Origin of the sequence: Thalassolituus sp. UBA2009 (assembly GCF_002335285.1) — a bacterium.
Taxonomy (GTDB): domain Bacteria; phylum Pseudomonadota; class Gammaproteobacteria; order Pseudomonadales; family Oceanobacteraceae; genus Venatoribacter; species Venatoribacter alkanivorans.
Genome location: NZ_DDCJ01000021.1, coordinates 25,189 through 37,529, shown reverse-complemented (window position 1 = coordinate 37,529; position 12,341 = coordinate 25,189). Strand labels below are relative to the sequence as shown.

The window sequence follows — 12,341 nt, the reverse complement described above, 5'->3', positions numbered from 1 at the left end:
AATACTGCCATGTCTTCCTTGGCTGAGTATTTTTTGGCATTGGACTCCTCGTCAGTTTGACTTTTGTGTCTGTTAAAACGGGGGAAGATCAGCGCCTGTTGCAGTGCTTTGTTATCACAGGCAATCAGCCAGTGCTGGTCATGCAGGGAGACGTCCGGAGTATCCTGGTCATTTCCGGAACCGGCACGGAGCAAAATATCGAAAGCGATTGTAGTGCCTTCTTCACTGCTGCCCTGCACGCTGATCTGACCCTGCATTAGCGTGCAAAGCTGTCTGCAGATCGACAAACCGAGGCCGGTGCCGCCGAATTTTCGGGTGGTGCTGTTATCGACCTGATTAAAGGCTTCAAACAGTTTTTCGTGATGATCGGGGGGAATTCCAATACCGGTATCCGTCAGCGAGCAGAACAGGCGGATATCGCCATTGTCTTCTTCCGCAGTGGAAGCCTTGAGAATAATTTCGCCAGCGGGAGTGAACTTCACGGCATTGGATGTCAGGTTGGAAATAATCTGCTGCAGTCTGGCCGGGTCTCCTTGCACACGGTCATGCTCAATCGCGGCAATATCCAGTATAAACTCGATATTGGAATCAAATGCCGGAACCGATGCACTGGCGGCGACAGAACTGAGTAATGCCGTCAGACTGAAGTCGGTTTGCTCAAGCTGCAGTTTGCCTGCACCTATTTTTGAAAAGTCGAGAATGTCGTTGATCTGTGCGGTCAGAGCCGAGGCACTGCTTTCCGCTATGTGGATATAGTGCTGTTGTTTCTCGTTACTGCATTCCCGTTTTAATAATGACAGCATCCCCATGATGCCATTAATAGGGGTGCGGATTTCATGGCTGACATTCGCGATAAACAGGCTTTTTGCCTGGCTGGCCTGCTGCGCTTCCTGTATTGCTTTTTCCAGCTCCTGGGTACGCTCTTTTACCTGATCCTCCAGACTGGTATTCATTCGTGCGATTTTTTCGTTCAGTAAATGCTGTTCGGTAATATCCCGGATACTGATTGCACAGCCAATAGTCTTTTGCTCAATAATAATGGGATAAATACTGGCCGAAATATGCAGTTTTTCACCCTTCTGAGTTCTTGCCCGGGTCTCACACTGGGTGAATACCTTGCCGGATAACACATCGGAAATCATATCCGGTGTGATCTGCTGATTATTACTGTCAAGAATCGTGTTAAATAGTGTTTTTCCTATCACTGTTTGTTCATGGTGGCCGAACATAACAGTGGCTCCACTGTTCCAGCTGTCGATTTTTCCATCCGGATTAATACCGATAATGGCATCGGTTGAATAATTAATAATGGCCCGGGCGGTTGATCTGGCCGTCAGTAGTGCCATACGTGCTTCTATACGGCGCTGGTAAAGCCAGGCGATTGATACTGCGAATAACAGCAGTACGGCAATCAGCAACAGAACTTTAAGACGTATGCTGTCTAACTGGCTTTCTATATCTTCGGCAGAAAAGGCGGTATGCAGGTCAAGGTAGTGCCTGCTACCCGGGCCGTCGAGGAAGATGCGACGGGAGTACGAATAAATAATATCATCCTTTGGACTGTTGTTACGTTTGAAGATATTTTTGTGATTATCAACTGCAACAGGTTCTGAATCGGTTTTCCAGTTGCTTTGCGGATCATATTCGTAACGGAACTCTTCTTTAGTGTCGGGATTTATCAGATACCCGCCGGTATCATTCAGCAGAAATATCTGCATATTGTTCGGGGTGTCACTTTTAAGATTTCTGAGCAGTGTATCGGCATCAAAGTTAATGATTACAAAGCCAAAAAAACGGTTTTCTGAATCGAAAACGGACTTGGAGATCCGGTAGGTCGGCCAGGCCGGAGTCTCAATTTTATTGTGTTCACGGTTAAGGTTGATGGCCGAGATATAGATTTCATCTTTATTCAGTTTTTCGGTATCAGAAAAGTAACTGCGTTGTCCTTTTTCCTGCAGGTCTTCCTCTGCGGTAATGCGGATCATGCCATTTTTGCGTTCGACCCTAACCAGCTCCCGGCCATTATTGGCTTTACCGATAAAGCGGATCTGACGGATCTCCTCATTGGCAGCAATAAAACCGGTAAAAATAGTCTGCAGGCGTTGTTTCCATTGTTGCGTTGTGGTGTTGTCGAGCTGATCTTTACCATTATTTTCTATTGCTCTGACAATGCCGCTGATGGGAGGGGTGCTATGAATAAAGCGGACTTTATCCTTATCGGTATTCAGCGTTTTCAGAAAATAATTGGCGCGCAATGCAGCCTGCTCACTCAGCTCAGAAAAGGCTTTCTTGTAGGCTTCGTCACGGCTGTGGCTCTCGATCAATGCCATCAGTATGCCGCATAGCAATAAAGCAACCAGACCGGTGACAATAAAAAACCTGCGCATTGTGTGCAGGTTAGCGCTGCTGCTCATGTTGGATCCTTGCCACAGACCCGTGGCCTGCGAGTGGTGTTAGCCCCTGAAAAACGGAGCAATTCTCCTGGAATTTATGCTGGTCCGCTGCGCGGTACTGTCTGACATGATTTGTAGCGGCTACCTTCTGTAACACTGCATGATTACGGGTAACCGTAACAGGAGCAGCACCTCCGGGCATTGGATCCCTCGACGTTTCCCAACGTATTAAACTTAGCTGCTATTCGTATCCGGTCAATGGCATAAGGCGGCATCTTCATCTTTCGTTCGAGCCTCTCTGCAGGTATCCTCTGCGCCCTCAGGTGCCCGGCTTATGCCGGGATAATCGGGAAACAGGTTCAATGCCTGTGCTGCCCCCGCAACGGTAATGACAGCCAGCCCAACGCTGTGCTGAACCACACACCACTGTCGCTGTAAGGCGTATGGGAAGGTTGTGGTGCTGCTGATGATCAGCAGAGTCTGAGCCCGGAGACCGGCCTGAATACAAACAGATAAACAGGCGGGGTGTCCTGGAAAGCTGGTTTCAGGTCGTCTCTGCTCTGCGCCCCGCGCAGTCTTCCCCTGTTGCTGTTTTCTGCTGCCCGCCGCGCCACTCTGGTGATTACTGACGGGTACCTGATAATGTCTTTGTTACGGCTGGCTTTGCTGGCACTCCTGTTTCTTCCGGCCCAGTTGCTGGCCGCTGCTGACCGGTACGCACTGGTACTGGTGTCAGACCGTTCGGCGGCAAGGATTGTGGCGGCAGCGCATCAGTACCTGCAGCAGGCGGCGGAGTTATCCATTCAGGTACGGACTTCCAGTCAGATCAATCAGCTGGATGATGATCAGTTGCAGCAACTGGTTGCAGGTGCCGGACAGTTGCTGTTTCTGGGAATCTTTGCCGAGCCGGTAGAACGGCTGTTAGCACTTCCTTACCCCCCAACTCAGACCCGGATCATACTGAACAGCGACCGGCGTTTGCTGGCACTGCATCAGGATGATCTGGGGGGACGCTTTCCCGCGCTTTCATCCGCCGCCGCACAGCCCTTACTGCAGGCACTGAACCCCTCTGACGGACACATGCAACAGCAATTGCAGGCCCTGCAGCAGCAGTGGCCTGCTCTGGCGCAGTGGTTACAGATGCGGGCTTACTGGCAAAACCGTGGGCAGCAGAATGATCAGGCCCTGCTGAATCTGCTGCTGCACAGCGGGCAGCCCTGGCAGCCAGTGCAGATCCAGCAGGACGAGCGCTATTTTCTCTATCAGGCTGCTCAGTCGCAGGCGCTGAGTGCAGCGGCACTGGGTCAGCGTCTGGCGCAGGAGCCGGCCCGTCCGCTGGTGATGATCATCGACCATGACAGTGGCGATCAGGCCGGCGAGTGGGATCTGCATCAGCAACTCTGCCGTTCTTTTACGTCGGCTTTCTGTGTATCTGCACTGGCTGCCTGGGGCGAGGCCAGTCGTCAGGCAAGCAGCCAGTTGCTGCAGTGGGCCTCGGGTCGCCCGGCACTGCTGATCAGTCTGCAGGACTTTGTGATTGGTGGCGGCGATGGCCGCGAAGCCGTTACCCGTGCTTTCAGTTCTGCCAGTATTCCGGTGCTGAAGGGCATCCGCCTGCTGGAGCAGAATGCGGCCAGCTATCCGTACAGCAGTGAGGGGATTCCCGCTGACAGCGTGCATTACCGGATAGCAATGCCCGAGCTGCAGGGAATCAGCCAGCCTCAGGTGCTGGCGCTGGCCAGTCCGGCGGTGCTGGACCGGCAGACCGGTGCGCGTCTGTTACAGAGTGCACCGCTGCCGGATGAAATTGCCCATTTTGCCCAGCGCGCACAGAACTGGCTGCACCTGCAGCAGAGCGCTAACCACGATAAACGCCTTGCCATCATTTACTACAACCACCCGCCGGGGCGGCACAATATCGGTGCCGACAACCTGAATGTGGTTGAGTCTCTGTGGCAGATACTGCAGCGCCTGCAGCGCGAAGGTTACGATCTGGGCGATCCACAGGCTTTGCCGGGCAGTGCTGCCGAGCTGCTGGATCTGCTGCAACAGAAGGCCGTCAATCTGCCGCAGGATGCCAGTGCCCTGCAGACGATGAGCGCCCAGGTGCAGAGCATGAGTGCAGCGACTTACCGCCAGTGGCTGCAACGTCAGCCGCCGCAGGTTCAGGCTGAGCTGGAGGATGGGCCGCTGTCGGCCCTGCATCAGAGCCTGCGGGAGTATGCCGCGCAGGCCGCCGGGCTGGATGCACAGAGCCGGGTGACATTGCAGACGCTGCTGCAGGATCAGCTGCACAGCCGTCTGCACGATATCCGTTACGTACTCGACGGTGTCCGCAGCCAGTACCGCGAGCGGGCGCTGAATCTGCTCGGTCAGCTGCAGGCTCTGTATCCGTCACTGCTGCAGCAACCATTAACGGCCAAAGGCTGGACGCAGGCTGATGCTCTGGTGCAGGCGTTGCTGGAGTTACGTATCGAAGGATTACGGGGCTGGGGCAAAGCACCGGGCAAGGTGATGGTGTGGAATGAGCGGCTGCTGTTGCCGGGCGTACAGTTTGGCAAGGTATTTTTGGGGCCGCAGCCACCCCGTGGCTGGGAGCTGAACGAAGAACTGCTGCATGCCAATATGACCTTTCCGCCGACGCATCAGTATCTGGCGTTCTATCACTTTCTGGCGGATGAATTCCGTGCCGATGCACTGATTCACCTCGGACGCCACTCCACCTACGAGTTTTTGCCCGGCAAGCGAACAGGGCTGCTGGCCAGTGATTATCCACGGCTGGTCGCGGCCGATATTCCCGGCATTTACCCCTACATCGTTGATGGCGTGGGTGAAGGTATTCAGGCCAAACGCCGTGGCTTAGCGGTGATGGTTGATCATCTGACGCCACCGCTGGCGACTACCCAGCTGTACGACGGTCTGCTGGAGTTGCGGCAGCTGATTGAAAGTGCCGAAGCGGCCAGCGACCCGCTCAGCAGGCAGAAAGCGGTCAGTCAGTTGCGCGAGCGTATCGACGTGCTGAACCTGCGGGATGAACTGAGTGCCAGCATGGATGAAGAATTACAGCTGCGCGGTATTGGTTTTAACGATATTGATGATGAATTCCTGTTGCATGAGACCGGCCACTATCTGACCCATCTGCAGGAAGAATTTATGCCCCTCGGACTGCATGTGTTTGGCCGCCGCTGGGATGACAGTGCGGTGGCAACCATGCTGACTTCAATGCAGCAGGACAATAACTGGAGCCCGGAGCGCCAGAGTCGCTACCGGCAGGCCCTAACCGCATCGCCCGATGCCGAAATGGATGCCTTGCTGAATGCCCTGAAGGGGCGCTTTGTGGCACCGGGTAAAGGCAACGATCCGATCCGGACACCGGAGGCATTACCTACCGGGCGTAATTTTTACGCTCTGGATGCCAGCCTGTTGCCGAGTCCGACTGGCGCTGCGGTCGGTCGTGAGCTGGCGCAGAAGGCGCGTGCTAAGACGCTGGCCGCCGGTGAAAAAGACGCTGTGATTCTGTGGGCCTCGGATGCGGTACGGGATGAAGGCGCGATGATTGCCTTTGGTCTGGATCTGCTCGGGGTCGAGCCGGTCTGGAATGGCCGCGGCATTATCAAAGGGCTGAAGCGCCTGCCATTAAGTGCTGCACGGCCACAGCGTCGTGATGTGCTGTTCACCAGTTCCGGTTTGTTCCGCGATTTATACGGCAGCCAGCTGGCGCTGCTGGACGAAGCCGTGCTGCTGGCGCTGGCGGCCAGCCGCACCACCATTGAACGTGACTACCCGGCGCTGAGTTATGCCCTGCAGCAGACGCTGGCACCGGTCTCGGCGCAGCTGGCAACAGAGAGTGCCGGCCAGGACACCGTGCTCACGGATGAACCGCTGGAGCAGAATCTGGTTGCGCGTAACTGGGTTGATGAACTGCGGCGCCAATTGCAGGCACAGCCGTCGGCCGATGTGGCGAAGCTGGCACAGACGGCCAGTCTGCGCGTGTTTGCGGCAGCGCCGGGTTCTTATGGGGCCGGGATTAACCGTCTGGCTGAACGCTCATCTGCCTGGCAGGAACGCTCTGAACTGGCAGACGTTTTTATCCGCCGTATGGGACACGCCTACGGTCTGAAGGAGCGCTCGCTGAGTTCCGGCAGCGGCCGCCAGCAGGCTTATCAGCAACAACTGCAGGCGGTGGCCAACACCTACCTTGGCCGTGCCAGCAATCTCTACGGTCTGATGGATAACAATGACGCCTTTGATTATCTCGGTGGTCTGAACCTGGCGGTGGAAAGTCTGACCGGTAAAGCCCCGGCCAGTTTTGTGATTGATCACAGCAATAACGATCAGCTGCAGATTACGTCACTGCAACAGGCGTTACTGGGTGAGCTGCGCGGGCGTTTTCTTAACCGCCAGTGGATCAGTCCGTTAATGGCTGAAGGCTATGCCGGTGCGCGGACGATGGGCAGCGAGTTTATTGAGTATCTGTGGGGCTGGCAGGTAACCAGCCCCCAGCTGATTGATGACTGGGTGTGGGAAGACGTAAAAGCGGTTTATATCGACGACAGCCTGCAATTGGGGATGCAGGAGTTCTGGCAGGACGGCCACAACGTACAGGTACAGAGCAATATCCTCGCGGTGATGCTGGTGGCCGCCGATAAAGGTTTTTGGGATGCCGACCCGGCGACCCGGCAACAACTGGCGCAGATGCTGGCCGGTAATATTGTGCGCCATGGTTTACCCGGCAGTGGTCATACCCATGCCAATCATCCGTTGTATGAACAGGTAAAGCGCCTGATTGCGCCGGCGCTGGCCGCCGAACTGGAGCAGGTGCTGGCCGCCAGCCGCCTGCCTGATGATTCTGCCGCTGACACCAACGCGCCGCATCATATTCAGGAAATTATTCTGCCTGACGACAAACCACAAGAGCCGGCAATGGCCACTGACGGGCAAAGCTCCGGCAGTGCGGAGAAACCCGCGGCAGAAGCATGGCAATACGGCTGGCTATTACTGCTGGCGCTGTTGGTGCCGGTCGCGGGTATGTTCCGCGCTCGCCGGTTGTAAATAATCCGGGCCTGCTTTAACCGTGAACAGACACCGTTCAGCAACATTATTTTCAGGAAAAAACGATGGTTTTTAATATCAGCGAACTGGGCCTGACCCTGCTGCATCAACTGACCGGGCTGCTGCTGCAGCCGGTTATCTGGGCATTATTATTTTTCGTTTTACTGGCGTTATACGAGGCAGGCATTGCCTGCAGTGAGCGTCTTGGTGTGATCCGTCGTCTGGTGGCCAGAGGCGACCGCGATTATTTACTCAGCGTGGGAAAACGCCGGATCGAACGTGCCGATTTTATTACCCGCATTGCACCGATGCTGGGCTTAATGGGGACATTAATTCCGCTTGGTCCCGGGCTGGCGGCATTGGGGGATGGCGAAATCCGCATTCTGACAACGGCCATGACCGTTGCCTTTGATACCACGGTGATTGGTCTGCTGGCGGGCATCGCCGGCTTTGTCCTCGGACGCTTACGCCGGCGCTGGTACGATGCCGGTTTACTGGAGCTTGAACGGCAACAAACACAGGCGCATGCATTATGAGCGATCAGTGGCGTCGCAGTGCTTTTGACAGTGAAGAAAGTGAGCCCCTTGGCCCGCTGGCAAACCTTGTTGATATTATGCTGGTATTCGCCTGTGGCTTAATTGCGGCGCTGGTGGCTCTGAGCCCGGAATTACGCCAGCACTTTCAGTTGCCGGCGGCACAGCCGGTACAGGCCGGAAAAGAATTAACGCAGATGCCGGTACAGTTACAGCAACAGCTGCAGCAAAAAGGTGAAGGGCGCGAAGGGTATGAATCTCTGGGACAGGTTTATCGCGATCCGGAAAGCGGCCGCTTAATTCTGGTGAAGTAGCAATCTGTAAGTGGCGGCGTTTCATCCGCCGGACATATTTCCCGGCTATAACGTACCGATGAATATATCCACTGACTATCGTTACAGCGGTTTGCGCCGCAGCCTGCACTGGTTGTCAGCACTGGTGATTATCTGGGCTCTGATCAGCGGCACCTGTCTGGCATTTTTTCCTTTAACCGCAGATGTTCAGCAGTGGCTTGGCCGCTTTAATGTAGCGCTGACTTTGCTGTTTATTCCGTTCTTTTTATTGCGCTCGGTTCTGGCTGTACTGCAGCCGAAACCGGCGACAACGGCGCTGACTGTGCGGCAGCAGCGTCTGGCAGCCACGGGTCACGGGCTGATTTATGTTGTTGTGCTGGCTGTATTATTCAGCGGGGTGTTTATGCTGGAGCGTCCGGCTCCGGTGTTTGGTTTGACGGAATTAATGCCACCGCTCCGTGCCGGGGCAGCCACCGCCTTCTTTGCAGCCCTGCACCATTATTCCTGCGCGTTGCTGGCTCTGTTGGTGCTTGGTCATATTGCTGCGGTTATTGTGCACCAGCGCCGGGGAGTCCGGCTGCTGCAGAAGATGCTTTAGTGCCGGTTATCTGGTGCCGGCCAATTAGTTTAGTCGGCCCGGTTCAGTCGGTTTTAATCAGCGCTTTCAGCTGATGCCCTAATTTTGCATGCTGGGTAAAACCCTGAAAATTCTGCAGTATCGGCTCTGGTCCGCTGATAACCACTGGCACCGGCGCTGCGGTATGAGTGCCGGTACTCCACACCACGCTTTGTGCGGAGGCCAGCTCGCGTGCCAGTGCATTCAGATAGCGCTCTTCGCGGTATACGTAAAAATCACTGAAGTCTTCGATATGCGGCTGAGTTGCGCCTGCCGGGTCATCGGTCTGCGGATCAAAATGCGGATTGGGATCGCGGCGCAATACCCGTTCGGCCTGTGTGCGCGAAAACGAAAAATCCAGTGCAGCATTCACTTCGGCCATTAACGAATCCGCTGTGGGTAACCCCTTTTTACCATTAGAACTGGCATCGGCCCAGAGGCGGTAATAGCCTTTTTTCTGTGCGTATAAACGATCGAGCAGACTCAGTGGCGCAAAATTATAGTTGGGGGCAAAAGCCTGACCGCGCATACCATTACCGGGTAGCGTTCTGGCCGCCGGAACATCGTGCGCGCTGTAGGAAAAACCAAAGCCGCCGGTCTCATGGTCGGCGGTTAATACCACCAGAGTATCATCGCGGTCTGCTGCCCAGTTCACCACTTCCTGAATCGCAGCATCAAAACGCAGCAGTTCATGCAGCAGGGCGCCAGCATCGTTGTTATGCCCGGCCCAGTCGATCTGGCCACCTTCCACCATCAGAAAAAAGCCGTGCTCAGAAGCGCCCAGTAACTGCAGCGCTTTGCGCGTTAATTCGTTTAAATCCGGTTGTGCGGAAGCCGGATTCTGGCTGGCATAAATTGCATCATCCATTGCCGAACTGGCAAATAAACCAAGTACAGGTAAATGTTGCTGTTGCGCTAATTGCTCGCGACTGAAAGCCAGTGCATAACCCTGCTGTTGCGCTTCGCTGAGCAAATTACGCTGGTCCGTGCGTTTTGATTTTAAGGTTAATTGCGCTGCGCTGATTTTTTTTTGCTGCTCTGTGCTGATGTTTGCAGCGTCCTGCGGCAGAAAATAACGCAGTCCGCCGGACAGCATTAAATCCGGGGCGGTTGTTAACAGATCGGCGGCGATCTCATTTTCAAAGCGGCGATGTGGCTGGTGTGCGGCAAAAGCGGCCGGGGTGGCGTGGGTAATACGGGTATCGGAAACCAGGCCGGTACGCATACCGGCACGTTTGGCTTTTTGCAGTATGGTTTCAACGCGATCGCCACGGGCATTTAAGCCAATCATTTCACTGCCACTGGTTTCGCCAATGGCGAGCTGTGTGGCGGAGCAGGCCGAGTCGGTGACCAACACGTCATGCGGCCCGGTATCGGACAGCAGCACTTTCCCCTGTTGCATTAACTGGCTGACCGCTGTTGGCCGGCCCTGATAAATACTGTTGGGTGCGCGGCGGGCATAACTTTCCAGCAGACCAAACTGCGCCGGGCCCATGCCATCACCGATTAACAAAATAATATTGCGAACGCCCGCAGGTTTATCTTCCCCGTTTGGTACAGCTGCACTGCAGCTCAGAGCAGAAAACAGAGCAAGCAGCAGGGCAAAATACAAGGCAGAAAGCGGAGCTGAAAAACGCAGGCGCATCAGTTGCTTTCCCGTGGCGAAAGCGAGGTTAAACCTTCAGCAACCACTTCGCCAAGTTGCCATAATTTCCACTCACCGCGTTGGTAAATATGCCAGTCCTGCTCGGCGGTTAATGGCTCGGTGGCAATAATACTGACCACATCGTTGGGTGTGGTTTCGGCGGCAAAGTCGACGGTAACGTCCGCATCTTTTAATTGTGCCGGGCCAAAAGGTGCACGACGGGTGATGCAGGCCAGCTTGGTGCTGCAGTAGGTAAACAACCAGTCGCCATTGCTGAGCAGACAATTAAACACACCCTGCTGAGCGTATTCATGGGCAAAGCTGACCAGACACCCGGCCAGCTGCTGTGGCATGGCATCGCGTGGCAATGTCTGACGCACGCGGTTCATTAAATCGCAGAAAATATTTTCGCTGTCGGTATCGCCTACCGGTTCATACATACCGACATGACGGACAAAACCCGGCACCTGTCCATTATGGGCAAACACCCAGTGACGTCCCCACAACTCACGCACAAAAGGATGGGTATTGGCGAGGCAGATATCGCCGACATTGGCCTGGCGGATATGGCAGATCGCGTTTTTGCTTTTGATCGGATAGTTCTGCAGCAAGCCGGCAATGGGTGATTCGCAGCTGGGCTGCGGGTCATGAAACTGGCGTACGCCCTTACCTTCATAAAAGGCCACGCCCCAGCCATCTTTATGCGGTCCGGTATTACCACCGCGCTGGGTCAGGCCGGTAAAACTGAAGCATAAATCGGTCGGGGTGTTGGCACTCATGCCAAGGAGTTCGCACATATAATCAGGCCTTTTTTGGTCAGAAAAAAATTCTGATAACAGTAATCATTATGAGGTAGGGAATCCAATATAGGTATATCGATATTTGTCGCAGATTAACAGCTGCAGAAAATATAGAACAGATGTAGAATACTGGCGCTTGGATATTCACATATTAAGGATGTATTTCATGAAATTTAAAGCGAGCGGAGTACTATTAGCAGCTGTAATGCTGACGGCTTGCGGTGGTTCTGATAACAGTAATGATACGGTCTCTGCGAATGTTGCTATTGCAGCAGAGTTGAAGGGACCTGAATCTGAGCCTGCACTAACTCCAGTCACAATTGCCAATGGTGATAGCGTTGAGCTTAACAGTCTGATCAGCGGAAACTTGGCACAAGAAAATGATGAAATTAATATCACTTTTGATGCTGAGGAAAATGGGCTTGTTGCATTAGTATTGAGCAGTAGCGCATCGGATTTTGATTTACAGGTAAGCTCGTCTCTTGGAGGAGCATCTTTTACTGGTGAAAATGATGGTTCCAGAGAGGTCATTCTGTTTGAGGCGGAGAAATCCTTACGCTATTTTATTACTGTTGATTCATACAAAAGTAGTGGTGATTTCACATTGAAACTGGTTGAAGCTAACCGGCAGTCTCTTGAACTTACTGAGAATGAATATGCGGTGAGCATAAAAGAAAATAGTGATTATAAATGTACCTTAGTGGAGTATAGTGAAGAGGAAAATTATATTCTGTTCGTTAGCTGGCGGAATGGATATATCAAAGCTCCGGGTGGAGAGAAATATCAGTTCTCTTCTGCTGATGGCAACAGTGTGACAGTTAAAATTAATGAATCGGAGTCAGGAGAAAGCTTTAACTATAGCCTGACTGACACGATTCGTTTTGCCGTAAATGAGCAAACCGGAGCTATTGATGGTACAAAAACGGGGTCATTTACGTATACTGAAAAGGGTGACGGTAATAGCTGTTCATACAACTCTGAGCTGACAGGTTCCATTCTGCTCTGATTG

The 12,341-nt window shown here is 53.8% G+C and carries 8 protein-coding genes and 1 riboswitch; of the genes, 5 read left to right on the top strand and 3 right to left on the bottom strand.

Translation table 11 applies throughout. The features are described from left to right. Positions 1 to 2,414: ATP-binding protein (locus B3P58_RS02295; protein WP_286715817.1), on the bottom strand; the 2,414-nt coding region annotated here is incomplete at its 3' end. A 283-nt stretch (positions 2,415 to 2,697) separates the two neighbouring features. After that, a riboswitch (cobalamin riboswitch) is annotated at positions 2,698 to 2,909 on the top strand. 126 nt (positions 2,910 to 3,035) lie between these two features. Here B3P58_RS02295 and B3P58_RS02290 point away from each other — a divergent pair. The 4 genes from B3P58_RS02290 to B3P58_RS02275 all read left to right on the top strand — a co-directional run bounded on the left by B3P58_RS02290 (position 3,036) and on the right by B3P58_RS02275 (position 8,869). Continuing rightward, positions 3,036 to 7,445, top strand: coding sequence for a cobaltochelatase subunit CobN (locus B3P58_RS02290; protein WP_286715815.1), 4,410 nt, complete (start codon positions 3,036 to 3,038; stop codon positions 7,443 to 7,445). Positions 7,446 to 7,510: 65 nt separating this feature from the next. Beyond that, a complete protein-coding gene (locus tag B3P58_RS02285; RefSeq protein WP_286715813.1) occupies positions 7,511 to 7,981 on the top strand; it encodes a MotA/TolQ/ExbB proton channel family protein in 471 nt (156 codons plus the stop codon). Then, positions 7,978 to 8,292 carry a DUF2149 domain-containing protein gene (locus B3P58_RS02280; RefSeq protein WP_286715811.1) on the top strand — a complete coding sequence of 105 codons (315 nt, stop codon included), beginning with the start codon at positions 7,978 to 7,980 and terminating at the stop codon, positions 8,290 to 8,292. The genes B3P58_RS02285 and B3P58_RS02280 overlap by 4 nt, the downstream gene beginning before the upstream one ends. A gap of 58 nt (positions 8,293 to 8,350) precedes the next feature. After that, positions 8,351 to 8,869 (top strand): cytochrome b, encoded by a 519-nt coding sequence (locus B3P58_RS02275; RefSeq protein ID WP_286715809.1) that lies wholly within the window; start codon positions 8,351 to 8,353, stop codon positions 8,867 to 8,869. 43 nt (positions 8,870 to 8,912) lie between these two features. Here B3P58_RS02275 and B3P58_RS02270 read toward each other — a convergent pair whose 3' ends face one another. Further along, positions 8,913 to 10,532: an alkaline phosphatase gene (locus B3P58_RS02270; protein ID WP_286715807.1), complete on the bottom strand. Its 1,620-nt coding sequence runs from the start codon at positions 10,530 to 10,532 to the stop codon at positions 8,913 to 8,915. After that, entirely contained in the window at positions 10,532 to 11,329 is a 798-nt protein-coding gene (locus B3P58_RS02265) for a class II glutamine amidotransferase (protein WP_286715805.1), read from the bottom strand. Before B3P58_RS02265 ends, B3P58_RS02270 begins: the two co-directional genes overlap by 1 nt. A gap of 169 nt (positions 11,330 to 11,498) precedes the next feature. Between B3P58_RS02265 and B3P58_RS02260 the strand changes: the two genes are divergently transcribed. Beyond that, positions 11,499 to 12,338 carry a hypothetical protein gene (locus B3P58_RS02260; RefSeq protein WP_286715802.1) on the top strand — a complete coding sequence of 280 codons (840 nt, stop codon included), beginning with the start codon at positions 11,499 to 11,501 and terminating at the stop codon, positions 12,336 to 12,338. Positions 12,339 to 12,341 lie beyond the last annotated feature (3 nt).

What these genes read in the sequence shown, in the direction of transcription:
- B3P58_RS02290 (WP_286715815.1), top strand. Translation starts at nt 3,036, where the DNA reads ATGTCTTTGTTACGGCTGGCTTTGCTGGCACTCCTGTTTCTTCCGGCC.
- B3P58_RS02285 (WP_286715813.1), top strand. Translation starts at nt 7,511, where the DNA reads ATGGTTTTTAATATCAGCGAACTGGGCCTGACCCTGCTGCATCAACTG.
- B3P58_RS02280 (WP_286715811.1), top strand. Translation starts at nt 7,978, where the DNA reads ATGAGCGATCAGTGGCGTCGCAGTGCTTTTGACAGTGAAGAAAGTGAG.
- B3P58_RS02275 (WP_286715809.1), top strand. Translation starts at nt 8,351, where the DNA reads ATGAATATATCCACTGACTATCGTTACAGCGGTTTGCGCCGCAGCCTG.
- B3P58_RS02270 (WP_286715807.1), bottom strand. Translation starts at nt 10,532, where the DNA reads ATGCGCCTGCGTTTTTCAGCTCCGCTTTCTGCCTTGTATTTTGCCCTG.
- B3P58_RS02265 (WP_286715805.1), bottom strand. Translation starts at nt 11,329, where the DNA reads ATGTGCGAACTCCTTGGCATGAGTGCCAACACCCCGACCGATTTATGC.
- B3P58_RS02260 (WP_286715802.1), top strand. Translation starts at nt 11,499, where the DNA reads ATGAAATTTAAAGCGAGCGGAGTACTATTAGCAGCTGTAATGCTGACG.